General features: G+C 65.6%; 22 protein-coding genes. 3 read left to right on the top strand and 19 right to left on the bottom strand.

Features of this window, described 5'->3' with window-relative positions; translation table 11 throughout:
• Positions 1-39: 39 nt before the first annotated feature.
• The 10 genes from GGD67_RS34240 to GGD67_RS34195 form a co-directional block, all read right to left on the bottom strand.
• Entirely contained in the window at positions 40-1,653 is a 1,614-nt protein-coding gene (locus GGD67_RS34240; protein ID WP_179738951.1) for an ABC-F family ATP-binding cassette domain-containing protein, read from the bottom strand.
• Positions 1,654-1,816: 163 nt separating this feature from the next.
• Positions 1,817-2,164 carry a RidA family protein gene (locus tag GGD67_RS34235; RefSeq protein ID WP_027545617.1) on the bottom strand — a complete coding sequence of 116 codons (348 nt, stop codon included), beginning with the start codon at positions 2,162-2,164 and terminating at the stop codon, positions 1,817-1,819.
• Between the two features lie 124 nt (positions 2,165-2,288).
• Positions 2,289-3,416 carry an FAD-binding oxidoreductase gene (locus GGD67_RS34230; protein ID WP_179738949.1) on the bottom strand — a complete coding sequence of 376 codons (1,128 nt, stop codon included), beginning with the start codon at positions 3,414-3,416 and terminating at the stop codon, positions 2,289-2,291.
• Entirely contained in the window at positions 3,413-4,831 is a 1,419-nt protein-coding gene (locus GGD67_RS34225) for an NAD(P)/FAD-dependent oxidoreductase (RefSeq protein ID WP_179738948.1), read from the bottom strand. The genes GGD67_RS34230 and GGD67_RS34225 overlap by 4 nt, the downstream gene beginning before the upstream one ends.
• Positions 4,828-5,124, bottom strand: coding sequence for a (2Fe-2S)-binding protein (locus tag GGD67_RS34220; RefSeq protein WP_018317731.1), 297 nt, complete (start codon positions 5,122-5,124; stop codon positions 4,828-4,830). Before GGD67_RS34220 ends, GGD67_RS34225 begins: the two co-directional genes overlap by 4 nt.
• A 28-nt stretch (positions 5,125-5,152) precedes the next feature.
• The gene (locus tag GGD67_RS34215; protein WP_179738946.1) at positions 5,153-6,289 is read right to left on the bottom strand and encodes an FAD-binding oxidoreductase; all 1,137 of its coding nucleotides are present in this window, start codon (positions 6,287-6,289) and stop codon (positions 5,153-5,155) included.
• Positions 6,290-6,297: 8 nt separating this feature from the next.
• Positions 6,298-7,104 carry an ABC transporter permease gene (locus GGD67_RS34210; protein ID WP_091956396.1) on the bottom strand — a complete coding sequence of 269 codons (807 nt, stop codon included), beginning with the start codon at positions 7,102-7,104 and terminating at the stop codon, positions 6,298-6,300.
• Entirely contained in the window at positions 7,101-7,976 is an 876-nt protein-coding gene (locus tag GGD67_RS34205) for an ABC transporter permease (protein ID WP_179738944.1), read from the bottom strand. The genes GGD67_RS34210 and GGD67_RS34205 overlap by 4 nt, the downstream gene beginning before the upstream one ends.
• Entirely contained in the window at positions 7,973-9,013 is a 1,041-nt protein-coding gene (locus GGD67_RS34200) for an ABC transporter ATP-binding protein (protein ID WP_179738942.1), read from the bottom strand. Before GGD67_RS34200 ends, GGD67_RS34205 begins: the two co-directional genes overlap by 4 nt.
• A 26-nt stretch (positions 9,014-9,039) precedes the next feature.
• On the bottom strand, positions 9,040-10,074 hold the full coding sequence (locus GGD67_RS34195; RefSeq protein ID WP_179738939.1) for an ABC transporter substrate-binding protein: 1,035 nt from the start codon (positions 10,072-10,074) through the stop codon (positions 9,040-9,042).
• A 271-nt stretch (positions 10,075-10,345) separates the two neighbouring features.
• Here GGD67_RS34195 and GGD67_RS34190 point away from each other — a divergent pair, with 271 nt between their 5' ends.
• Positions 10,346-11,245, top strand: coding sequence for a LysR substrate-binding domain-containing protein (locus GGD67_RS34190; protein ID WP_179738937.1), 900 nt, complete (start codon positions 10,346-10,348; stop codon positions 11,243-11,245).
• A gap of 177 nt (positions 11,246-11,422) precedes the next feature.
• On the opposite strand, the gene GGD67_RS34185 is transcribed toward GGD67_RS34190, so the two are convergent.
• The 9 genes from GGD67_RS34185 to GGD67_RS34145 all read right to left on the bottom strand — a co-directional run bounded on the left by GGD67_RS34185 (position 11,423) and on the right by GGD67_RS34145 (position 20,403).
• Entirely contained in the window at positions 11,423-12,796 is a 1,374-nt protein-coding gene (locus GGD67_RS34185) for an amidohydrolase family protein (RefSeq protein ID WP_179738935.1), read from the bottom strand.
• Positions 12,793-14,376, bottom strand: a complete 1,584-nt coding sequence (locus GGD67_RS34180; RefSeq protein WP_179738925.1) for an ABC transporter substrate-binding protein — start codon at positions 14,374-14,376, stop codon at positions 12,793-12,795. Before GGD67_RS34180 ends, GGD67_RS34185 begins: the two co-directional genes overlap by 4 nt.
• 227 nt (positions 14,377-14,603) lie before the next feature.
• Positions 14,604-15,254, bottom strand: coding sequence for an aspartate/glutamate racemase family protein (locus GGD67_RS34175; protein ID WP_179738923.1), 651 nt, complete (start codon positions 15,252-15,254; stop codon positions 14,604-14,606).
• Between the two features lie 8 nt (positions 15,255-15,262).
• Positions 15,263-16,147, bottom strand: coding sequence for a polysaccharide deacetylase (locus tag GGD67_RS34170; RefSeq protein ID WP_179738922.1), 885 nt, complete (start codon positions 16,145-16,147; stop codon positions 15,263-15,265).
• Positions 16,134-16,949: an ABC transporter substrate-binding protein gene (locus GGD67_RS34165; RefSeq protein WP_179738920.1), complete on the bottom strand. Its 816-nt coding sequence runs from the start codon at positions 16,947-16,949 to the stop codon at positions 16,134-16,136. The genes GGD67_RS34170 and GGD67_RS34165 overlap by 14 nt, the downstream gene beginning before the upstream one ends.
• 14 nt (positions 16,950-16,963) lie before the next feature.
• Positions 16,964-17,728, bottom strand: coding sequence for an amino acid ABC transporter ATP-binding protein (locus GGD67_RS34160; RefSeq protein ID WP_179738918.1), 765 nt, complete (start codon positions 17,726-17,728; stop codon positions 16,964-16,966).
• Entirely contained in the window at positions 17,725-18,582 is an 858-nt protein-coding gene (locus GGD67_RS34155; protein WP_026201902.1) for an amino acid ABC transporter permease, read from the bottom strand. The genes GGD67_RS34160 and GGD67_RS34155 overlap by 4 nt, the downstream gene beginning before the upstream one ends.
• Positions 18,579-19,406 (bottom strand): ABC transporter substrate-binding protein, encoded by an 828-nt coding sequence (locus GGD67_RS34150; RefSeq protein ID WP_179738916.1) that lies wholly within the window; start codon positions 19,404-19,406, stop codon positions 18,579-18,581. The genes GGD67_RS34155 and GGD67_RS34150 overlap by 4 nt, the downstream gene beginning before the upstream one ends.
• Before the next feature lie 40 nt (positions 19,407-19,446).
• Positions 19,447-20,403 carry an N-carbamoyl-D-amino-acid hydrolase gene (locus tag GGD67_RS34145; RefSeq protein ID WP_179738914.1) on the bottom strand — a complete coding sequence of 319 codons (957 nt, stop codon included), beginning with the start codon at positions 20,401-20,403 and terminating at the stop codon, positions 19,447-19,449.
• A gap of 151 nt (positions 20,404-20,554) precedes the next feature.
• On the opposite strand from GGD67_RS34145, the gene GGD67_RS34140 reads away from it, so the two are divergent.
• Both GGD67_RS34140 and GGD67_RS34135 read left to right on the top strand, forming a co-directional pair.
• Positions 20,555-21,481 carry a LysR family transcriptional regulator gene (locus GGD67_RS34140; protein ID WP_179738912.1) on the top strand — a complete coding sequence of 309 codons (927 nt, stop codon included), beginning with the start codon at positions 20,555-20,557 and terminating at the stop codon, positions 21,479-21,481.
• 23 nt (positions 21,482-21,504) lie between these two features.
• Positions 21,505-22,212, top strand: coding sequence for a type 1 glutamine amidotransferase (locus tag GGD67_RS34135; RefSeq protein WP_179738911.1), 708 nt, complete (start codon positions 21,505-21,507; stop codon positions 22,210-22,212).
• The last annotated feature ends 123 nt before the right edge of the window (positions 22,213-22,335 follow it).

Below are 22,335 nucleotides of genomic sequence, written 5' to 3'. Positions count from 1 at the left end.
TTTTGAAAATCACTGCCATATCAGGACCGCCGGGCGGGATCAGACGATCCCGCCATGAGTGCGCAGGACCTTGGCGGCGAGGTCGAGCCGTCGCGTGACCCCGATCGCCTGCAAGAACGCTTCATCATGACTGACGACGAGCAGCGCGCCGTCATAGGCCATCAAGCCTGCTTCGACCGCTTCGATGGACTCTATGTCGAGATGATTGGTCGGCTCATCCAGGATCAGCAGCGACGGAGGCGATGACCCGCCCAGCACGCAAGCGAGGCCCGCCCGAAACATTTGCCCGCCACTGAGGCTTCCGGCTGCCTGTAAGGCGGCGTCGGCGCGAAACATGAACCGCGCCAGCGCGGCATGGCATTCGTTCGCGCCCGCCTTCGGATTGAGGCGCCGAAAATTGTCCAGGATGGAGATCGCGGGATCGAGCAGGCTGACCTTCTGATCGAACAGCGCGAAATCCGGCCTGACCCGCAGGGTGCCCGAGAGCGGACGCAGCTCGCCCGCGATCAGCTTCAGCAGTGTCGTCTTGCCCGAGCCGTTGGGCCCGACCAGCGCGACGCGCTCCGGACCGACGACGGCGAATGAGAGATCGCGCAGGACCGGCTGCTCCGGCCGATAGCCGGCGCTGACGCCGTCGAGCCAAAGCACCTCCCTGCCGGCCGGCAGGCCGGTCACGGGCAGCTTGACGGAGAGCGGCTGAAGAATTTCGACGCGCCGGCGCGCCTCGTCGACAGCTTGAAGCGCCTCCGCGCGCTGCCGCTCGGCGATTTGTGCGGTCTTGCCGCCGGTATCCTCGCTGCGATCCTTGCGCGCCCCGGCCAGGATGCGCGGCATGTCGCCCTTGGCGCGCTTCTTCCTGCCGCCGCTGTCCTTGCGCGCTTTCTTCTCCGCGGCCTCCTGCGCCTTGCCGTCGATCTCGAATAGCCGTCTCTCGGCATGCGCGAGGTCGTGCCTGACGGCAGCGAGCTCGACGGCTTTCTGTTCGCGGTAACGGCTCCAATTGCCGCCGTATCGCGTGGCTCCGAGCGACGTCAGCTCGACGATCGCATCCATCGCTTCGAGTAGGTTGCGGTCGTGGCTGACGATGATCGCGCCACCGCGCCAGGCCGCGAGGAGATCGATCACCGCCTTGCGGCCGTCCTGGTCGAGGTTGTTGGTGGGCTCGTCCAGCAGCAGGAAGTCAGGCTCGGCAAAGACCAATGCGGCGAGACGGACCCGCGTGATCTGGCCGCCGGACAACCGCTCCAGTTCGGTCTCGGGAGCGAGATCGAACCCGAGACGTGCAAGGGCGACTTGCAAGCGCGCTTCGAGAGTCCAATCGACCTCGGCGAGGTCGTCGGCCGAAGCTTCGCCGCGCTCAGCCTGGCGAAGCAACGCGAGTTGATCCCGCGCTCCGAACAGATCGGCCACCGTCGCGCCCGCTGAGAGCTGGACATCCTGGCGCAGCAAGCCAACGGATCCGGTGACGGCGACATGTCCCGCGGGGGGACGGTGCTCCCCGGAGATCGATGCAAGCAGCGTGGTTTTCCCGACGCCATTGCGGCCGACGAGGCCGGTCCGCTCGGCGCCGAACGTCAGATCGAGGTTGGAAAAGAGAGAACGGCCGTCAGGCGTGCACAGCGACAGATTCGACAGGATGATTGAAGCAGGCATGGAATTCCCCGTGAGCAAGGCGGATTGGCTTTGCGGTCGGGGTAAAATCCATGGCTCTCGAATGTCCTGATTGAGGGAGCCTCTAAGTATTACCTTCCAAAGGCGAGATCAAGGCACCGCGCGAGGGACGACGGCGCGGAGAGCGCCGACGTCCCTGTCGCGTTCAGCCCTTCAGTGCGGTGACCACCACCTCGATCAGCGCGCTGCCGCCGAGATCGGCAACGCCGACCGTGGCACGGGTCGGCAGATTGTCGCCGAAGAACTCGGTCCAGGCCGCGTCCATCTCCTTCTTCTTGGAGAGATCCGTGACGAAGATCGAGGCGCTGACGACGCGGCTCTTGTCGGTGCCGGCTTCCTTCAGATAGCCGGCGATCTTGCCGAGGATGTTGCGGGTCTGGTCACCCATCGAGACCGAGGTGTCGTCGGCAATGGTGCCGCCGAGGAAGACAAAGCCGTTGGCCTCGACGGCGCGGTGCATGATGGGCGTGCGGATGCTGCGGGTGATGCTCATGATGTCCTCTTGTTGCTAGAGCGTGACGAGATTAGGTCGAGATCGCGAAGACGGTGCGCTCCCTCCCCCGCAAGCGGGAGAGGTTGGAACGAGCCCGTTTTGGGATTGATCCGACAAATTGGCCTCATGCTCCGAGCGTAGTGGGATGAAAACGGTCGATGCCGAGATCGCCGACGCGGGTCTGGGTGCCGCCATTGACGATCAGCTCCGCCATCACAGCGCCGGCGCCGGGGCCGAGCTGAAAGCCGTGCAGCGAGAAGCCGAACTGGTGATAGAGCCCCCTGTGACGGCTGCTCGGCCCGAACACGGGAATATCGTCCTTCATCTTCGCCTCGATCCCGGCCCAGGCACGAACGATGGTGGCGCTGCGCATCACCGGGAACAGCTCGAACACGGTGCGGGCGCTGATGGCGAGGCTCTTCCAGTCCAGCACCGTCTCGTTGCGATCCTGATAGGGCGTCGCCAGATGGCCGCCCCCGATCAGCACGGTGCCATTGGAGAACTGCTTGAAGGAGAGTTTGCGCCCGCGCAGGATCACGACGGGGTCGATGAAGTGCGGCACGCGCGAGGTGATCATCAGCATCGGCGCCACGGTCTCGACCGGCACGGGCTCGCCGAGCGCAGCCGCGATCTTGCCGGCCCAGGCGCCGGCGGCGTTGACCAGCACCGGCGCAGCAAAGGTTTCAGTGCCGACATCGACATGCCAGAGCCCATCGCTGTAGCGGATGTTGCTGGCGGCGACGCCCTCGCGCACGGTCGCACCCAGCTGTCCGGCCCTGCGGCGGAACGCCGTCGTCGTCTGCGCCGGATTGGCGGCACCGTCGCGGCGTGAGACCACGCCGCCGGGACAGCTTTCAGCCACCGCCGGCACCAGCCGGCGCAATTCAGTCGCGTCGATCAGCTCTTCGTGGGTGAAGCCGAGCGCATTGAGTTCGGCCACGCGCGCGCGGCAAACGCTGAGCTCCTCCTCGTTCTCGGCGACCAGCACCTGGCCGTGGCTCTCGAAGCTGCAATCGTCGTCGAGCAGATCCCTGATCTTCTCCCAGATTCCCATCGAGCGGATCGAAAGCGGAATCTCCGGGATGTGTCGCGCGAGCTGGCGGACGCCGCCAGCATTGACGCCGGAGGCGTGGCGTCCGGCATAATCCTTCTCGATCAGCACCGGCTTGAGGCCGGCAAGGCACAAATGCAGCGCGGTGGAGCATCCGTGGATGCCGCCGCCGACGACGATCGCATCCACGCATCTTGTCATCCGCGCACCACCGCTTTGATATCGGCCTCGCTCTTCGGAACGGCCGCGAGTTCGGCGAGCGTGATCGGCTTGACCGGCGCGCGCAGCCGGTAATAGCCGATCTCCTGCGGAGTCTTGCCGCGCGCCTGCGCCATCAGCTCGGTGACGGTGAGGCCGCAGAGCCGGCCCTGGCATGGGCCCATGCCGGTGCGGCGATAGGCTTTCAGCTGATTGGGGCCGGTTGCACCGATGGCGACCGCGTCGAGAATGTCCTTTGCCGAGACCTCTTCGCAGCGGCAGACGATGGTGTCGCCGGAGGGAATCCGGAACTGCGGCGCGGGGCGGAACAGCGTGTCGAGGAAGACGCGGCCGCGCTCCGCCCTGGTGAGATCGGCACGCAACGCTGCCATCGACGGCAGTTTTGCGGCGGCCGCGGGTGCCAACGCTTCGACCGCTGCACGCGCCGCAATGCGGCCCCGCACCACGGCTGCATTGGCACCACCGATGCCGGCGCCGTCACCGGCGATCGCGATACCCGCGACCGACGAGCTGCCGCTGGCATCCAGCACCGGCGACCAGCACAATTGCAGATCGTCCCAGCGATGCTCGACACCGGCTGCCATCGCGAGGTTGACGTTGGGCACGACGCCCTGATGCAGCAGCAGCAGATCCGCAGGGATAGTCTCGCGCTTGTCGCCGGCGACATAGCTCACGCTGGCGAGCTGGCCGTCGCCGGCCGCCGAGAGCTCCGCGACGCCGGAGACGACCTGCACCTTCGCCTTCACCTCACGCATCATCGCGAGGCCCTTGGCGAAATAGGGCGAAGTCAGGAACGCGAAGGCGTGCGGAAGCGCCGCGAGGTAATTGCCGCGCTCGGTGGTGTCGAGGATGCGGTCGATGCGGCCGCCGAGGCGCAGGATCTGCGCGGCGAGCAGCCAGAGCAGCGGCCCCTGCCCCGCGATCACCGTGCGACCATCCGGAACCAGCGCCGATGATTTCAGCATCGTCTGCGCCGCGCCCGCGGTCATCACGCCCGGCAACGTCCAGCCGGGTATTGGAAACGGTCGCTCCAGTGCGCCGGTCGCGAGGATCACACGCTGCGCCTTGACGAAGGCGGACGCGCCGCCGACCGAGACGGCGATCTCGAGGTTGCGGTCGAGGCTCCAGACTGTGGCACGATGGATGACCTCGGCGCTGGTCGCACGCAGCGCCTGCACGAGATCGGCACCGACCCAATAATCGGCGCCGAGTTGATTGCGATCGGTCACCGGTGTGGACGAAATTGCGCGGAACACCTGGCCGCCCGGGCCGATGTTCTCGTCGAGCAGCAACGTCGAGAGGCCGGCTTCGGCGGAGGTCGCAGCGGCAGCAAGGCCCGCTGGCCCGGCGCCGATCACCACGACATCATAGGCTTCGCGTTTGGGAGCCACAGTCATTTTCCGATCTCCCGCTTGCCCTTCTGAATCTCGATCTGCATGCCCTCAGCGACAGGCACGAGGCAGCCCTGGCGGTTGCCGACACCGTCGATGGTGACGAGGCAGTCGAAGCAGACGCCCATCATGCAATAGGGCAGACGCGGCGCGCCGCTCACCGCAGTCGAACGCCGCGCGTCCAAGCCGGAGGCCAGCAGCGCGGCAGAGACGGTGTCGCCCTGGCGCGCGGCAACGGCAACGCCGTCGACGAGGATCTGCACCTGCGGACGTTTGTCCTGTTCGGATCTCTTAAACATGGGATGCCTCGTGGCTCCTTAAAATTCTCTAATAGCCGCTGTTGTTCGCAGCCCCCGCGTCGCCGAACCGGCTGGCGGAGAACGCACCGACCAGCTCCGGCTCGAGCGCGCCCTGTGCGACCATGCGCGCGATCTCGAAGGCGTGGTTGGAGGCCAGCGTCACGCCGGAATGGCAGCAGGCGACGAATGCGCCGGGATGCGTCTCCGACTGGTCGTAGATCGGAAACCCGTCCTGCGGCATGACGCGGATGCCGGCCCAGCTCCTGACCACGTTGAGCCGCGACAGATGCGGGAACATGCGCTGCGCGCGATCGGTCATCACGGCGCTGATCGAATGCTTCAGCGCGCGATCGTCGAGCTCGTCCTCCTTGCTGTCGCCGATCATCACCGTGCCCTCGTCGGTCTGGCGGATCGTGGTCAGGGGATGCGGCAGGAACGGCATGGTGCGCTCGGTCACCACGATCTGGCCGCGGGTCGGGCCCATCGGCGCGTAGAGGCCGACCATCGGCGCCAGCGTCTGGTTGGCATTGCCGGCAGCGAGCACGATCTTGGCGGCGCGCAGCTCGCCCTTCGGCGTGGTCAGGTGGAATTCGCCGCCGCTCTTGCTGATCGCCGAGACCGGACGCTCCGGGAAATAGTCGATGCCGAATGCCCTGAAGCCGGTGTGAAAGGCGCGGAACGTGCGCAGCGAATTGACGTGGCCGTCGAGCGGGCAATAGCTGCCACCGGAAACCTCCGGTCCGATCAGCGGCAGCGACTTCTTCACCTCGGATGCGGAGAGCATCTCCATCTTATAGTCGGCAGCACCGGTCTGGTTGTGCATCCGCTTGACCAGCTCGGTTCGCTGGCCGAACTCGTCCTCACCGAGCGTGAGATGGAAGCCGCCATTCTGCTGAAGCGAGACATCAAGGCCGGTCTGTTGCTTCAGCTCGGAAGCAAGCCGGCCCCAAGCCTGCGACGCCTGCACGGTCCAGACCGTATAGGCGGGCATGCCGAGGCCCTTGCTCTGCACCCAGACCAGCGCAAAGTTCGCACGCGAGGCGCGCTTGGTAATGTCGCCTTCGTCGAGCACGGCGACCTTCTTGCCGAGCCGGCCGAGGCCCCAGGCAATCGCGGAGCCGAGCAACCCGCCGCCGACCACGGCGACGTCGTAATCCGTTCGCATAAGTTCTCCTATCGCCCCGTATCGCCTTTGCCGGCGAGCACGCGGTCGAGCCCGTAGAAGCGGTCAAGCAGAATGAGAGCGGTCATGGTCACAGCGATCACGCAGGCCGAGACCGACGTCACCAGCGGATCGATGTTGTCCTGGATATAAAGGAACATGCGCACCGGCAACGTCTCGGTGCCGGGTGCCGCGAGGAAGACGGTCATGGTCAGATCGTCGAAGGACTGGATGAAGGCGAGCGCCCAGCCGCTGATGACGCCGGGCAGGATCAGCGGCAGGGTCACGCGGCGAAACAGCGTCCAGCCGCCGGCGCCGAGCGAGACCGCGGCTATCTCGACCGTGCGGTCCATGCCCGTCGCGGCCGCAAGCGTCAGCCGCAGCGCGAAGGGAAACACGATGATGACATGCGCGATGATCAGCGCGGCAAAACTGCCGCCGAGGCCAGCCGAGGTGAAGAAGCGCAGGAAAGCGATGCCGAGCACGACATGCGGGATCATCAGCGGCGAGAGGAACAGCGCGGCCAGCGCATCACGGCCGCGGAATCGATAGCGCGCGATCGCCAATGCCGCCGGCACCGCGAAGAGCAGCGCGACGAAGGATGACAGCGCGCCGAGGCCAAGGCTGACCCAGAAGGCGTGGATGAATTCGGGATAGTTCGCGATCGTCCTGAACCAGCGCAGCGAGAAGCCGTTGGTCGGCAGCGACAGGAAGCCTTCGGGCGTGAAGGCGACGAGACAGACCACCAGGATCGGCGCCACCATGACGATGACGAAGAAGGTATGGAAGATCAGCGCCAGCGGGCCGTTCCGTCTCATCGGAACACCTCCGCGTAGCGCCGCTCGATCAGCGCGTTGCTGCCGACGACGATCAGCACCAGCGCGACCAGCAGGAGCGTGGCGACCGCCGCACCCAGCGGCCAGTTCAGCGTGTTGAGAAATTCGTCATAGGCGAGCGTCGCCGCGACCTTGAGCCGGCGGCCGCCGATGATTGCGGGCGTCGCAAACGCGCTGGCCGAGAGCGAAAACACGATGATCGCACCCGACAGCACACCCGGCATGATCTGCGGCATGATGATGCGCCGGATGATGGTGGCGGGACCCGCACCGAGCGACATCGCGGCATTCTCGATCTGCGGATCAAGCCGCTGCAGCGCCGCCCACACCGAGAGCACCATGAACGGCATCATCACATGTGCGAGCGCGATGATCATGCCCGTCTCGGTAAACATGAAGGGAATGGGGGAACGCATCACCCCAAGCGACATCAGGAGCTTGTTGACGAGGCCGTTGTTGCCGCCGAACAACAGCGCCCAGCCCAGCGTGCGCGCCACCACGGAGATCAAGAGCGGTCCGAGAATGACAAGCAGGAAGAAGCTCTTCCAGCGCCCGCTCATGCGATTGAGGATGTAGGCTTCGGGCGCCCCGAGCAGCGCGGTGAGCAGCGTGGTCAGGATCGCGATGCGAAAGGTGCGCCAGAACATCTCGGCGTAATAGGGATCGGTCGCGATCTCGTGCCAGTTCTTGAGGATGAAGACCGGCTCGATGCCCTTGTATTGGCCCCAATCGTGGAACGACAGCATCACCGTCATCGCCAGCGGAATCAGCAGCACACCGACGAACAACATCAGGGCGGGCGCCGTCAGCGCCCATGGCGCACGCGGGCTGCGCTCCTCGGCGACCGCGCTCATGCGCCGGCCCTCGCGCGGACGCTCATGTCTTCGGGTCGCCAGGCGAGGTGAACCGCCTCGCCCTCGGCCGGCTGCGCCTTGCCGTCATTCTGGCGGATCACGATCGCGGGGCCGCATTCGCTGTCGCACTGGAAAAGCCAGTGATTGCCCTGGAAGATACGCGTGACGATTTTTGCGCTGAGGCCGGCATTGCCGAAGCCGATTCTTTCAGGACGGATGCTGACAGTGACGGGGCCGCTGAGGCCCGCCGGGGCCGGCGCGCTCCAGGAGCCCGCCGTCACCCGCGCTGGCGTAGCGGTCCGATCGACCGCCGCGGCAAAATCGTTGGTCTTGCCGAGAAATTGCGAGACGAAGGCCGAGGCCGGCTTCTCATAGGTCTCCTGCGGCGTGCCGATCTGCTCGATCTTGCCCTGGCTCATCACCACGATGCGGTCGGACAGCGACATCGCCTCGTTCTGGTCATGGGTCACGAGGATCGTGGTGGTGCCGATGGTGCGCTGGATCTGGCGCAGCTCGATCTGCATCTCCTCGCGCAGTTTTGCGTCGAGATTGGACAGCGGCTCGTCGAGCAAGAGCACGCTCGGCTTGATCACCAGCGCGCGGGCGAGTGCCACGCGCTGCTGCTGGCCGCCGGACATGCGGCGGGGATGACGGTCCTCAAAGCCGGCAAGGCCGACCATCGCGAGCGCGGCACGAACGCGCTCGGCTCGTTCAGTGCGCGGCACGTTGCGCATCTCGAGACCGAAGGCGACGTTCTCCGCCGCCGTCATGTGCGGAAACAGCGCGTAGCTCTGGAACACGATGCCGAGGCCACGCTTGGCCGGATGGATCGCAGTCAGGTCCTTGCCCTCGAGGCGGATGGCGCCGCGGGTGGGATCGAGGAAGCCCGCGATCATCTGCAACGTCGTGGTCTTGCCGCAGCCGGAGGGGCCGAGGAAGGAGATGAACTCCCCCTTCCCCACCGACAGACTGAAGTCGTCGACCACAGTCTGCGCCCCGAATTGCTTGGCGACCCGATCGAGCTTGAGATAGGCCATACGCTGTCTCCGCTGCGACGATCAGATCAACGCTCGACCTCGCGATTCCAGCGCTTGGTCCACTCCTCGCGCTTCTCGTTGATGACGGTCCAGTCCGGATTATAGAGCTTGGCCGCACGCTCGCCGATCGGCGCCATCTTTCCGAGCTCGGGCGGGATCACCAGCGACTTCAGCACCGGGCCGTAGCCGTAATCCTTCAGCATCACGAGCTGGATTTTTGGGTCGAGCAGCATCTTGACGAAGCTTGCTGCCAGCGGCGAGGCGTTGGGCTTGGTGATCGGACAGGCCGTCGTCAGCAGCGTCGCGGCACCTTCCTTCGGGTAGACGAAGTCGACGGGGAAACCGGTATTGGCAAAGCTCTGCACGCGGCCGGTGCCCCACACCGCGATCACGGCCTGGCCGGACTGGAACAGCTCGGTCATCTTGCCCGGCGACGGCTCGTAGGCGAGCACGTTCGGATTGATCTGTTCCTTGAAGATCTTGAAGCCGGAATCGACATTGGTCTCGCCGCCGCCGTTCATCTTCGACAGCATCACCAGCGCTTCGAGGCCGTAGGTGTTGTTGATCGGCGGGATCACGAGCTGCTTGGCGTATTTCGTGTCCTTCAGGTCATTCCAGGAGGTCGGCGGCGCCCAGCCTTTCTCCTTGAACACCTTGGTGTTGTACATCAGCCCGGTCGCGACGATGCCGATCGCGACGGCACGATCGTCCTTGAAGCGCGCGGTGTCGTAGAGATCGGCCGGCAGCCCCTCGAGCTTGCCGCAGAAGCCGAGCTGAATCGCCTGGTACATCGGGCCGTCATCGACGATGGCGACGTCGATCTGCTGGTTGCCCTTCTGCGCCTGGAGCTTGGCCAGCGTGTCGGTGGAGTTGCCGGCGACATACTCGACCTTGACGCCGTTCTCCTTCTCGAAGGCGGGGATCACCTCGTCGCGGATCGTCTTCTCGAACGAGCCGCCATAGCCGGCGACGTAGAGAGTCTTTTGCTGGGCCGAAGCGACTGAGGGGGCGGCAATGAGCGCTGCGATGCTGACCGCGGTCAGAAGGCGAAAAGTCTTCATGTGGACCGATCTCCATACCGGAATGAGGTGACGTGCCGACGAGTCTCGCTGGCTGAAGCCTCTTCCGCATTTCCTTCCGCGCAATCCCGTCTCCAAACAGGGCTCCGGCGCCCATTCGGCGGGTTTTGGCGCGATCTGGAGGCTTGAACCCCTCCAATCTGCCGAAAAAGCGGGCTGTCTCCAGTCCTGATGAAAAAGATCGCAACCTATACTTCCATCGTCCAATGAATAATGGCAACCTCTGTATGCCTAAATGTTATGGATGTTTGGAATGGCGCGGATCAATTCGCGGCAGGTGGAGGCCTTCCGCGCGACCATGCTGACCGGCAGCGTCACCGAGGCCGCGAAGCTGATGGTGGTGACGCAGCCGGCTGTCAGCCGGTTGCTGCGCGACTTCCAGGCGCTGTTGAAGATGGAGCTGTTCGAGCGGCGCGGCACCGGCCTCGTGCCGACCGCCGCGGCAATGGCGCTCTACACCGAAGTCGAACGGTCCTTCGTCGGTCTCGAACGCATCACGGCTGCGGCCGAAGAAATCCGGGGACGCCGCACCGGCTCGCTGCGCATCGCCGCGCTGCCGGCGCTGGCGAACGGCTATCTGCCGCGGCTTGCCGGGCACTTCCTGATGGAACGGCCCAACCTCAACCTGGCCTTCTTCGGAGTGATCTCGCCGATCGTGGTCGACTGGGTTTTGAACAATCAATGCGACATCGGCTTCGCCGAGGTGCCGATTGCCCATTCCGGCCTGCCGAGCCTGCGGCTGCCGGCGCTGGCGCGCGTCGCGGTGCTGCCGACCGGACATCGCCTCGCGGAGAAAGAAGTGCTGGAGCCACGCGATTTCGAGGGTGAGACGTTCATCTCGCTGTCGGCGGGATCGTCGAGCCGCCACCTCGTCGACCAGGTCTTTCACCGCAGCGACGTCCGCCGCGTGTTGCGGGTGGAGACCACGCTGTCGGAGATCATGTGCGGGATGGTGTCATCCGGGCTCGGGGTCTCGATCTGCGATCCCTTCACCGCGCAGGAATTTGCCACGCGCGGCGTCGTCGTGCGGCGCTTCCTGCCGCGCATCGACTTCGAATTCTCGGCGGTATTTCCGGCACAGCGCAGTCCGTCGCCGGTGGCGCTGGATCTCGTCGAGACCATGCGCAAGGCGCTGATGGAGTTCGAGGGCTAGGGCATGGGTCGGAACGATGCAGCCACAGACTCGCTGGCAACCTCTCCCGCTTGCGGGGGAGGTCGGCGCGAAGCGCCGGGTGGGGGCTCTCTCCGCATCGGGAGTGTCCCCGGTCGGAGAGAGCCCTCTCCCGCAAGCGGGAGAGGGAGCGCACCTTTTTCGTGGCACCAGCGGCGCTCAGCCGTTGAACGCCGCCTGCGCCTCCGGCAGGTCCCAGATCTTGCCGATCGCGGCGCTGCCGGCGGCTGTGATCGCTACTTCGTCGGCGCCGAGATAGCGCCCCTCGTCGACCAGCACGCGGCCGTCGACCATGACCTGATCGATATTGGCGCGGTTGGCGAGCGCGATCAGCGCGCGGCGGGGATCGAACAGCGGCTGGAGATGCGGATGGGTGAGATCGACGACGGTCAGATCGGCGGTCGCGCCCGGCTCGATCCGGCCGAGATCGGGCCGCCTGATGACGTCGGCGGCGACAATCGTGTTCGCTTCGATCAACTCGGGCGAATTGGCGACATCGGCGCGCTGCGAGGTGGTCTTGGAGATCAGTGACGCCGCATTGAGCTCGCCGAGCAGGTCCGTGTTGTAGCCGTCGGTACCGACCACGGTGCGCACGCCATGCTCGGCGAACCGGCTGAAGGCCGCGGTGACGCCGGCGCGCGCGAACACGCGCGGGCAGTTCAGCACGGTCATGCCGCGCGCGGCCATCAGCTTGAGATCGTCGTCGGTGCTGAACATGCAATGCGCGGCCATCAGGTCGGGCGCGAGCAGGCCGAGCCAGTCCAGATACTCCGCCGGCGTGCGGCCGCCATAGCGCTTGCCGATGGTCTCGACCTCGGCGCGGCTCTGCGCCATATGCGTCGTGATGGGCACGCCGAGCTCGCGCGCTCGCGCGGCGCAAGCTTTCAGGAGATCGGGGCCGCAGGTGTCGGTGGCGTGCGGGCTCATGGCGAGGCCGATGCGGCCATCGCCGCGCTTGTTCCAGCGCTGGTAGAGCGCATCCCAGGTCGCCATGTCGGCGGCGCCGTCATCGCCGGAATAACGCACCACGCCGTCCGGGCCCGCCTTGGCATCCGACGTCGAGAACAGATAGGGCGCGCCGTAGAAGCGGATGCCCATCTCCTCGGCGGCGTCGAACATCTCCGGAATCGAATTCCGGAACGGCTCCATCACCGTGGTGGCGCCACCCTTGAGCAGCTGGAGGATGCCGAGCCGCGCCACCGCCATACGTTCTTCCGCCGACAAGATATCGGCGCCACGCTTGGTCAGCGGCAACAGCACCGTGTAGACGATGCTCTGGTTGTTCTTGCGGCCGTTGCCGTCCTCAGTGTGGCTGCGCGCTACCGCCTCGCTAAAACAGTGATTGTGCAGATTGAGCAGGCCCGGCAGCACGAAGCGGCCGGGGCGATCGTAGACCTCATCGGCACGCGGCTTGTCGCGCGTGACCGCGGCGATCTTCTTGCCTTCGATCAGGACCCAATGGTCGCGCAGCACATCCTGCGCGCCGTCTTTCCGTGACAGCACATAGCTGCCGAAGATTGCGATGGTGCTCATGCGGGGCGTACGTTCCAGAAGACGGCGGTGCCGTCGAGAATGCCGGTGATGGCTTTGCGATAGGCGGTCGGCTGCTTGTACAGGCCGATCGGGATGTAGGGAATCTCCTCGAACGCCACCGCCTGGACCTGACGGCAGATGCGCTGCTGCTCGGCGAGCTCGGACGCCGCCAGCCACTGGCTGCGCAAGGGCCCCATCCTCTCGCTCGCATACCAGCCGGCGACCTTGCCTTCGCCGCGGATGTTGGTGTTGCCGGCCGGGTTGAGCCAGTCGATGCCCTGCCAATTGCCGACCGCCGCACTCCAGCCGCCCTGCCCGATCGGATCCTTCTTGAGCTGGCGCTGCAACACGACGGCGAAGTCGAGCCCGGCATATTCGACGTTCATGCCGGCCTTGCGCAAGCTATCGACCGCGATCTCGCCGAGCGGCTTCTGCGCCAGCGAATTGGTGGGCACGAGCACCACGATCTTCTCGCCATTATAGCCGGCCGCCTTCAGATCGGCCTTGACCTTGGCGTAGTCGCGGGGCCCGCGGAACACGTCGAGCCCGACCTCGCTCGCCATCGGGGTACCAGGCGCGAAGTAGCCGATCGGCGAGACCTGGAAGGCGGGATCGACGCCGGCCACCGCCGTCATGAACGCGGACTGGTCGATCGCGCCGAGCAGTGCGCGGCGGATGGCGGGATTGTCGAACGGCGGCTGCAGGTGATTGAGGCGCAGCATGCAGGCGTAACCACGGGGATCGAGGATGCGCGTCTCGATGTCACCGGCGGCCTTGATGATCGGGAGCAGATCGTGCGGGGTGGTCTCCTGCCAATCCTGCTCGCCGGTCTGCAGCGCAGCGACGCCGGTGCCGGCGTCGGGCGTGGTGGTCCAGACCACGCGATCATAGTGCACGATCTTCGGACCCGCGGTCCAATCCGGCTTGCCGTCGGTTCGCGGCTGATAGCGCTCGAATTTGGCGTAGGCGTTGCGCGCCCCCTGCACGCGCTCGTCAGCGAGGTAGCGGAACGGGCCGCTGCCGATCACCTCGGTCAGCGGCTTGAACGGATCCTGGCTCGCCAGCCGCTCCGGCATCATGAAGCAGGCATTGATTGCGGCCTTGCCGAGCGCCTGCGGCAGCAGCGGGAACGGACGCTTGAGACGAAAGCGGATGATGCGGTCGTCGGCGGCGGACAGCTCGTCGGTCGCCTCCATCAGCTCACCGCCAAAACCGTCGCGTGCGGCCCAGCGGCGGATGCTCGCCACGCAGTCGCGCGCGAGCACGCGCTCGCCATCGTGCCAGAACAGGCCGTCGCGCAAGCTGAGGTCCCACTGCAGCCCGTCACCGGAAATGACATGACCCGACAGCATCTGCGGCGAGACCTGGAGCGAGGCGCTCATGCCATAGAGCGTGTCGTAGACCATGAAGCCGTGGTTCCGCGACACCTGCGCGGTCGAGTAGATGGGATCGACGAAAGCGAGGTCGATCACGGGGATGAAGCGCAGCGTGGATTGGGATTCGGCGCGCACGATGCCCGGCAGCGAAAGCGCCGGCATGGCTGCGGCAGCCCTAAGGAGCGAACGGCGGGAGATAGACATTACGAGAGGCTCCTGAGTGCGGTGACATGCAGCCGCGGCCGCGGTGTGCTCCCTCTCCCGCTTGCGGGGAAGGGCTGGGGTTGGGGGTGTCTCCGCAGGCGATGACCCCGAGAGGAAAGAGCCCCCACCCGCCGCGCTTCGCGCGTCGACCTCCCCCGCAAGCGGGAGAGGTTGCAGCGAGCGCGCGGCCAGAGCGATGTCACAAAGCGGGGTCCCATAATTGCGCTCTACGTGTTGAGCAGGACCGCACCGATCGCAGCGGCGACCGCCTGCTGCGCTGGCTCGACCACTGGCACGCCAATCGCCTCCGCAATTGCCGCGCGGTGCGAGGCCATGCCGGCGCAGCCCATCACCACGACATCGGCGCGGCATTGCGTGACCAGGGCGCGGCCGGCGTCGATCAACCGTCCCCGGATATCTGCAGCTGCGGTCTCGGCTGCGCTCGCGCCGACCGACCAGCTTCCGGCATAGCGGCCGTCGACGCCCATCAGCCGCACCATCCGTTGCTGGCGCCGGATGCTCGAGGGCGACAGCGCGATGATGCCAAAACGTTCACCCAGCATCAGCGCGCGAAAGATGCCGCATTCGGCAATGCCCATCACGGGACGACCGCCGGCCGCCTCGCGCACCGCATGCAGGCCGGGATCGCTGAAGCAGGCGAGCACGAAGGCATCGGCATCCTCGCGCGCGACGCGATTCACCAGCGGCATGACGACGCTGTCGGCATCGCGCTGCGAGCTGATGCCCGGCGGCCCCTCGGCGAGGCCGACCACTTCGATCTCAGGCCCGCCGGCGATCCGCAGCGGCGCGACCGCCTCGTCGATCGCCGCCGTTACCGAGGCCGAGGAGTTCGGGTTGATGACGAGGATACGGGTCATGGCGCTCCCTAGCGGTTACCGGCCTCGTGGCGCAAAAAATTCTCCGCGATCTTCTCGCCGGTGGTGATCCAGACATCCGGGCACGACTTTGCGTAAGTCAGAAATTCGCGCAGCAGCCGCAGCCGCATCGGGCGGCCGCTGCACTGCGGATGCAGCACCGTCGTCACCATCGCGCCCCAGTCGCGGACCTCGTCGAGCTCGTCCTTCCAGATCGAGAGCACATGTTCTTTGGGGAAGATCGAGCGCGGGCTGAAGCGGGCGGAGAGACCATGCATCCAGTCGTCATAGCTCGCGGTGACCGGCAGCTCGATCGTGCCGGGCTTGCCGTCGGCGAGACGGTGGCGATAGGGCCTGACATCGTCGCGGAACGAGGAGGTGTAGACGATGCCATGACGGACCAGCGCCACACGCAGCTCCTCGGTGAACTCGCCGTAGGGCGCGCGATAGCCGGTCGGCTTGACGCCGAGCCGGCGCTTCAGCGCCTCGAAACCGCGCTCCAGCTCCTCCTCGATCCAGGGATCGCCGGGATCGGGCAGCAGATGATGATAGCCGTGATGTCCGATCTCGTGACCGGCCTTGAGGATGGACTCGGCCATCGCGGGATGCGCATCGACCGACCATCCCGTGACGAAGAAGGTGGCCTTGAGATCGAGCTGGTCGAGCAGCTCCAGCAGTTTTGGCGTGCCGACGCGGGCCTCATAGCCGCCATAGCTCATGGTGATGAGCCGCTGGGCGTGCACTGCGTCCTTGCTGGTCCACGCGCTCTCGGCGTCCACGTCGAACGACAGGAACATCGCCGACTTGTACGGCTTCGGCCACGGATAGTCCGGCGCGGGATCTGCGGTGTTGGCCGGGACGAGCGGGATGCTCTGGAGTGCCTTACTGTCCAGCATTGATGGTCGCCTTCTCTAATCCGTTGTCGGTGAGTTTCCACTTGGCAAGCAGGGTCTTGTAGGTGCCGTCGGCGATCAGCGCGTCGACCGCCTCCAGCATGGCCTGCTGCAAGGCCTTTTCCTTGACCGGCAGGGCGATGCCGGTGAATTGCTGTGCGATGGGCTCGCCCACCGTTGCATAGGTGCCGGGCTCGAGATCCATGATGTAGGGCAGCGTCTCGTTGCCCTGGGCGGCGGCATCGATGCGGCCTTGCCTCAGCTGGGTGCGGGCGTCGGCCGAGCCGTCGGTGCCGACGAACTGAATCGGACTGCTGCCGCAATTCTTTTCGCTCCACGCCGCAATCTGCGCCGGGAACATGGTGCGGCGACTGGCGCCAACCTTCTTGCCGCAGAGTGATGCGGCGTCCTTGAACTCCGCCTTGAGCGACTGCTGCACGAAGAACTGCGGACCGCTGCGCAGATAATCGACGAAGGACGCGATCTCGTGCCGGCTGGCATAGTCGGTGAAGCCGGACAGGATGGCGTCCACGCGCCCGGTCGAGATCGACGGCATGAACTCGGCAAAGCTCGTCTCCTGCCATTCGATCTTGACGCCGAGCTTGCGGCCGATGGCTTCGCCGAGATCGATGTCGAAGCCGGACAGCGCATTGGTCGCGGGATCGCGGAACTCCATCGGCGGATAGTTCGGCACCAGCGCCACCTTGATGCTGCCCCGCTTGGCGATCTCCGCGGGCAGATCGATCGCCATCGCGGGCAAACTGATGACGCCGAGGAACACCGCCGCAACCAAAAATCTTTTCATCAACACGCTCCCGTTCAGATCACAGCCGAAAGAAATGCCCTGGTACGCTCCTCGCGCGGGGCGCCCAACACGTCCGATGCGCGGCCCTGTTCGACGATCGCGCCCTGGTCCATGTAGACGACGTGGTCGGCGACCTCGCGCGCGAAGCCGAGCTCGTGCGTCACCACCATCATGGTCATGCCGCTCCGCGCCAGCTCCTTCATGACGGCGAGCACCTCGCCGACGAGCTCGGGATCGAGCGCGCTGGTCGGTTCATCAAAGAGCATCAGCATCGGCTTCATCGCCAGCGCCCGCGCGATCGCGACACGCTGCTGCTGGCCGCCCGAGAGCTGTGCGGGATACGAGTCCGCCTTGGCAGACAATCCGACGCGGCGCAGCAGCTCGAGCGCTTCAGTGCGTACCTCATCTAGCTTGCGGCCCTGAACCTGGAGCGGACCTTCGGTGATGTTCTCCAGCGCCGTCTTGTGCGGAAACAAATTGAAGCGCTGGAACACCATACCAGTCTTCAGCCTCTGCCGCCCAATCTCGCGCTCGCTGAGGCGATGCAGCCGTCCGCTTTGCTCGCGCACCCCGAGCAATTCGCCGTCGAGCCAGATGCCGCCGGCATCGATCGTGGCCAGCTGGTTGATGCAGCGGAGCAGCGTGGTCTTGCCCGAGCCGGAGGCGCCGATCAGGCACATCACCTCGCCGGGCCAGACGTCGAGCGAGACGCTTTTGAGAGCCTGGAACTCGCCAAAATTCTTGGCGACGGAGCGGATCGCGACGAGGGGCTTTGTCATCGCGCGAGCCGCAATGTGCCGCGCGCAAAACGGCGTTCGAGCAGCATCTGGAGCGGGGTCAGGATCGAGACCACGAGCAGGTACCAGAGCCCGGCGACAATCAAGAGCTCGATCACGCGGGAATTGGCGTAGTAGATGTTTTCGGCGTTGTGCAGCAGTTCCGGATACTGGATGACGCTCGCAAGCGAGGTCGCCTTCACCATGCCGATGAACTCGTTGCCAAGCGGCGGGATCACCACGCGCATCGCCTGCGGCAGCACGATCCGGCGCAGCGCGCGCAACCGTCCCATGCCGATCGCCTGCGCCGCTTCATACTGCCCGATGTCGACCGACAACATTCCCGCGCGCATCACCTCGGAGGTGTAGGCGCCCTGGTTGATGCCGAGCCCGAGCAGCGCGGCAAGGAAGGGCGTCATGACGTCGACGGCGCGCGCGCTCCACAGGCCGGGAATGCCGATGGTTGGAAACACCAGCGCGAGGTTGAACCACAGCAAGAGTTGCAGGATCAGCGGCGTGCCGCGGAACAGCCAGGTGTAGCCGGCGGCGACCGTCTTCAGCACCGGATTGGGCGACAGCCGCATGATCGCCACGACGATGCCGAGCACGATGCCGAGCGCCATCGCCAGCACCGCCATCACCATGGTGTTGACGATGCCTTCGAGGATGACTTTTGCGGTCAGGAAGCGGCTGACATAGGACCATTCGATCTGCCCGTTCGCAAACGCGCGCGCAATGGCCGCAAGCACGAGAATGATCAGCGCGGCGCTGAGCCAGCGAAACCAATGCGGCTCGCGCGCGATGCTCAGCCCCGACAGATCGGGGAAACCTTCCGCGAGTGCCGGCGCCGGCTTCATTGCGGCGCCGCGTTGAGCATGGGCTGGGCCACAGCGTTCGCACCTAAGCCCCATTTGTCGAGAACCGCCTTGTAGGCACCGTCGGCGATCATGGCGGCGAGCTTCTCCGTCACGACTTCGCGCAGGGCGGCATCGTCCTTGCGGAACATGATGCCTTGGTAACCTTTGGCGAAGGGCTCGCCGACGACGCGGTATTTTCCGGGCTCCTGCGTTTGCGCGTAAGGCAGCGTCTCGCTGCCCTGCACGGCGGCGTCGATGCGGCCTTGCTTGAGTTGGTTGCGGACGTCGATCGAGTTCTCGCCCGGAACGTAGTGGATGGCAGGTTTGCCGGCCGGCTCGCAATTCTGCTTGCTCCACTTCTCGATCTCGACCGGGAAGCTGGTGCTTCGGGTGGTGCCGACCTTCTTGCCGCAGAGATCGGTCGCGTCCTTGGCCGCATTGTCCGCCATCACGAAGAACTGCGGGCCGGTAGCGAGGTAATCGACGAAATCGGCGGTCTCGCGCCGCGAGGCGCGGTCCGAGATGCCGGAGATGATGAAATCTGCGCGCTTGGTCTGAAGCGAGGGGATCAGCTCGGCGAACGGCGTCTCGCTCCAGACGATCTTGAGGCCGCCGAGCCGCTTGGCGAGCTCGTTCGCCAGATCGATGTCGAGCCCGACCAGCTCATTGGTCGCGGGATCGCGATATTCCATCGGCGCGTAGGTGGAGTTGACCGTGAGCTTCAGCGTGCCCGCCTGCTTGATCTCGGCCGGAAGCTCGGCCGCCTGTGCCGACGTCGCGGCAACCAGGGTTGCAAGGGCGAGGAAATGCGAAAGGCGTGTCATGTCAGCTCCTTTGGCTGGCGCCGCGACCGGCCGTTTGAAATCAATCCGCGTCGAGAACGGCCGGCTCGATGACCCCGGCACGTTCAGTGATCACCCTGTATTGCTCCGGCCGCCGGTGGGCGGCGAAGTTGAACATCTTGTCCTTGCCCTGGCGGCACAGATCGAGATCGATGTCGGCGACAATCACTTCATCGGCGAGCGTCTGCGCCTGCGCGACGATACGCCCAATGGGATCAACGATGCAGGAGCCGCCGATCAGCCCGGAGCCGTCCTCCTCGCCCGCCTTCGCCACCGAGATTGCCCAGGTCGCGTTCATGTAGGCGTTGGCTTGCGTCACCAGCGTCGAGTGGAAGGTGCGCAGGGCGCCGTCTTCGGTGGTGCCGCCATTGGGATCGTAGGCCGCCGAATTGTAGCCGATGCAGACGAGCTCGACGCCCTGCAGACCGAGCACGCGCCAGGATTCCGGCCAGCGCCGATCGTTGCAGATCATCATGCCCATGATGGCGTGGGCCCAGGCCGAGCCGGCGCGGAAGGCGGGAAAGCCGAGATCGCCATATTCGAAATAACGTTTCTCGAGCTGCTGGTAGCGTGCGCCCGGCCGCGGCTCCACCGAACCCGGCAGGTGAACCTTGCGATAGCGGCCCAGGATCTCGCCGTCGCGATCGACCAGGATCGCGCAATTGTAGCGGCGGCCGTCCGCGGTCTGCTCGGCATAACCGACATAGAAGCCGACGCGCAGCGCCCTCGCACGATCGAACAATTTTGCCACCGCAGGGTTCGGCATTCCGCGCTCGAAATAGCGGTCGAGCGCCTCGCCTTCGAGCAGCCAGCGCGGGAAGAAGGTGGTGAAGGCAAGCTCGGGGAACACCACGAGGCTCGCGCCGCGGCCGGCCGCCTCCTCAAGCAATGCAAGCATCCGCGACAGCGTATGCTCGCGCGTATCGGCTTTTTGCGTCGGCCCCATTTGAGCGGCGGCGGCGCGAAGGACACGAACCAAGTTTGCCTCCAATCTGTGCGCAGTGCTGCCTCAATGGGCGAATGAACCCTTTGATGCGACGTGCAAATCCGCTGCCATTACGGGCGAGCGGGGCTGCAAAATCAATTCGTTCTGCTATGATGTTTTGGCCCTGAGTATAATCGGCAGTGATATGAACCTGCGTCAGCTCGAAATCCTGCGCGCCGTCATCCGCCATCGCACCACGGTCGCCGCCGCGGACCAGCTGGCCCTGTCGCAACCCGCGGTCAGCAATGCGCTGAAGACGATGGAGGCGCAGGCGGGCTTCGCCTTGTTCGAGCGTGTCAACAACCGGCTGTTTCCGACCGCGGAAGCGATGGCGCTGTACAAGGAGAGCGAGGCGATCTTCGCGCTGCACGCAAAACTCGAGAACCGCGTGCGCGATCTGCGCGAGAACCGCTCCGGGCATCTTGCCATCGTGGCGACGCCGCCGCTGGCCTACAGCATCATTCCCTCCGCGCTCTCAGGATTCCTGCGGCGCCGCCCGGAGACGCGCGTGTTCTTCGACGTGCGGCGCTACGAGGGGATCATCGAAGGTGTGCTCAGCCGCGTCGCCGAACTCGGCTTCGCGCTCGGCCTGACGCATCATCCCGGCATCGCGCACGAGGTGGTGCATACCGGCGAGATGGTGTGCGTGCTGCCGCCGCAGCACCCGCTGGCCGACAGGCCCGTGATCTCGGCTTCGGATCTGTCCGGCCTGCCTTTCATCGGGCTCGAACGCGGCACGCGGCTGGGTGAAGCCGTGCGCGACAGTTTTGCCCGCGCCGGCGCGCCGTTTCGGCCGACCGTCGAGGTGCGCTACTGCAACACGGCCTGCGTGCTGGCTGCCGCCGGCGTCGGCGCCGCCGTGGTCGATCCCTACTCGCCGCGGCAGAACGGCGGCAGCGGCCTCGTCGTCCGCCCGTTCACGCCGACGACGCACGCGGTCGCCTATATGCTATGGTCGGAGGCCGAGCCGCTGTCGCGCCTCGCCAAGGCCTTTCTCAACGAGGTCCGCAAGGAAAGCGCACTGCTGGAGCGTACAGCGTCACACCAGCAATATCGGGCAGAAAGCGACTGAGCTTCGCAACCTTCCGGGGGCACATGGCACGCATCACGATCATCGAGACCGGGCAGGTCCCGCAAAAATATCGGGAGCAGCACGGCTCGTTCCCGGACATGTTCGAACGCATGGTCCGCACCGAGGACCCGACGGCTACGGTGGACGTCGTCAGCATCCCGAATGGCGACGCGCTTCCTGATCCGGGCAAGCTCGAGGCCGTGCTGATCACCGGCGCGGCGGCCGGCGTCTATGACGGGCTCGACTGGATCGCGCCGCTGGAAGATTTCGTCCGCACCGCTTACGCCAACAAGACGCCGATGGTCGGCATCTGCTTCGGCCATCAGCTGATCGCGCAGGCGCTCGGCGGCACCGTGCGCAAATCCGAGAAGGGCTGGGGCATCGGCCGGCATGTCTATCAGGTGCTGCCGGAGAACGGCGTCGTCGAGGGCGAAGCCGTCGCCATCGCCGCCTCGCATCAGGACCAGGTGATCGAGCCGCCGAACGATGCGCTGACGATCCTGTCGTCCGACTTTACCCCGCATGCCGGCCTGCTCTACGCCAACGGCACCACGCTGACCGTGCAGCCGCATCCGGAGTTCGACGTGGCGTTCGCGCAAGTGTGCTGCGATCTCCGCGACGGCAAGGCGCCGGACGACGTGGTGGCGACGGCACGCGCATCGCTGACCGAGCCAATGGATAATGCGAAGCTCGGTGGGGCGATCACGCGGTTTTTGGCAAGGCGCACGTAGTTCGCAATCGTCGCCACGTAGATTCTTCCCTTCTCCCCTTGTGGGCCTGTTGCGTTATCGGTCTTGGAGGCTGAGGACATGAGGAGAGAGGGGCGCGGTCACGGCAATTGCCAGCGAGGTCTC

Origin of the sequence: Bradyrhizobium sp. IAR9 (assembly GCF_013408065.1) — a bacterium.
Taxonomy (GTDB): domain Bacteria; phylum Pseudomonadota; class Alphaproteobacteria; order Rhizobiales; family Xanthobacteraceae; genus Bradyrhizobium.
The sequence above is the reverse complement of the archived record's forward strand: the minus strand, read 5'-3'. Positions and strand labels throughout refer to the sequence as shown.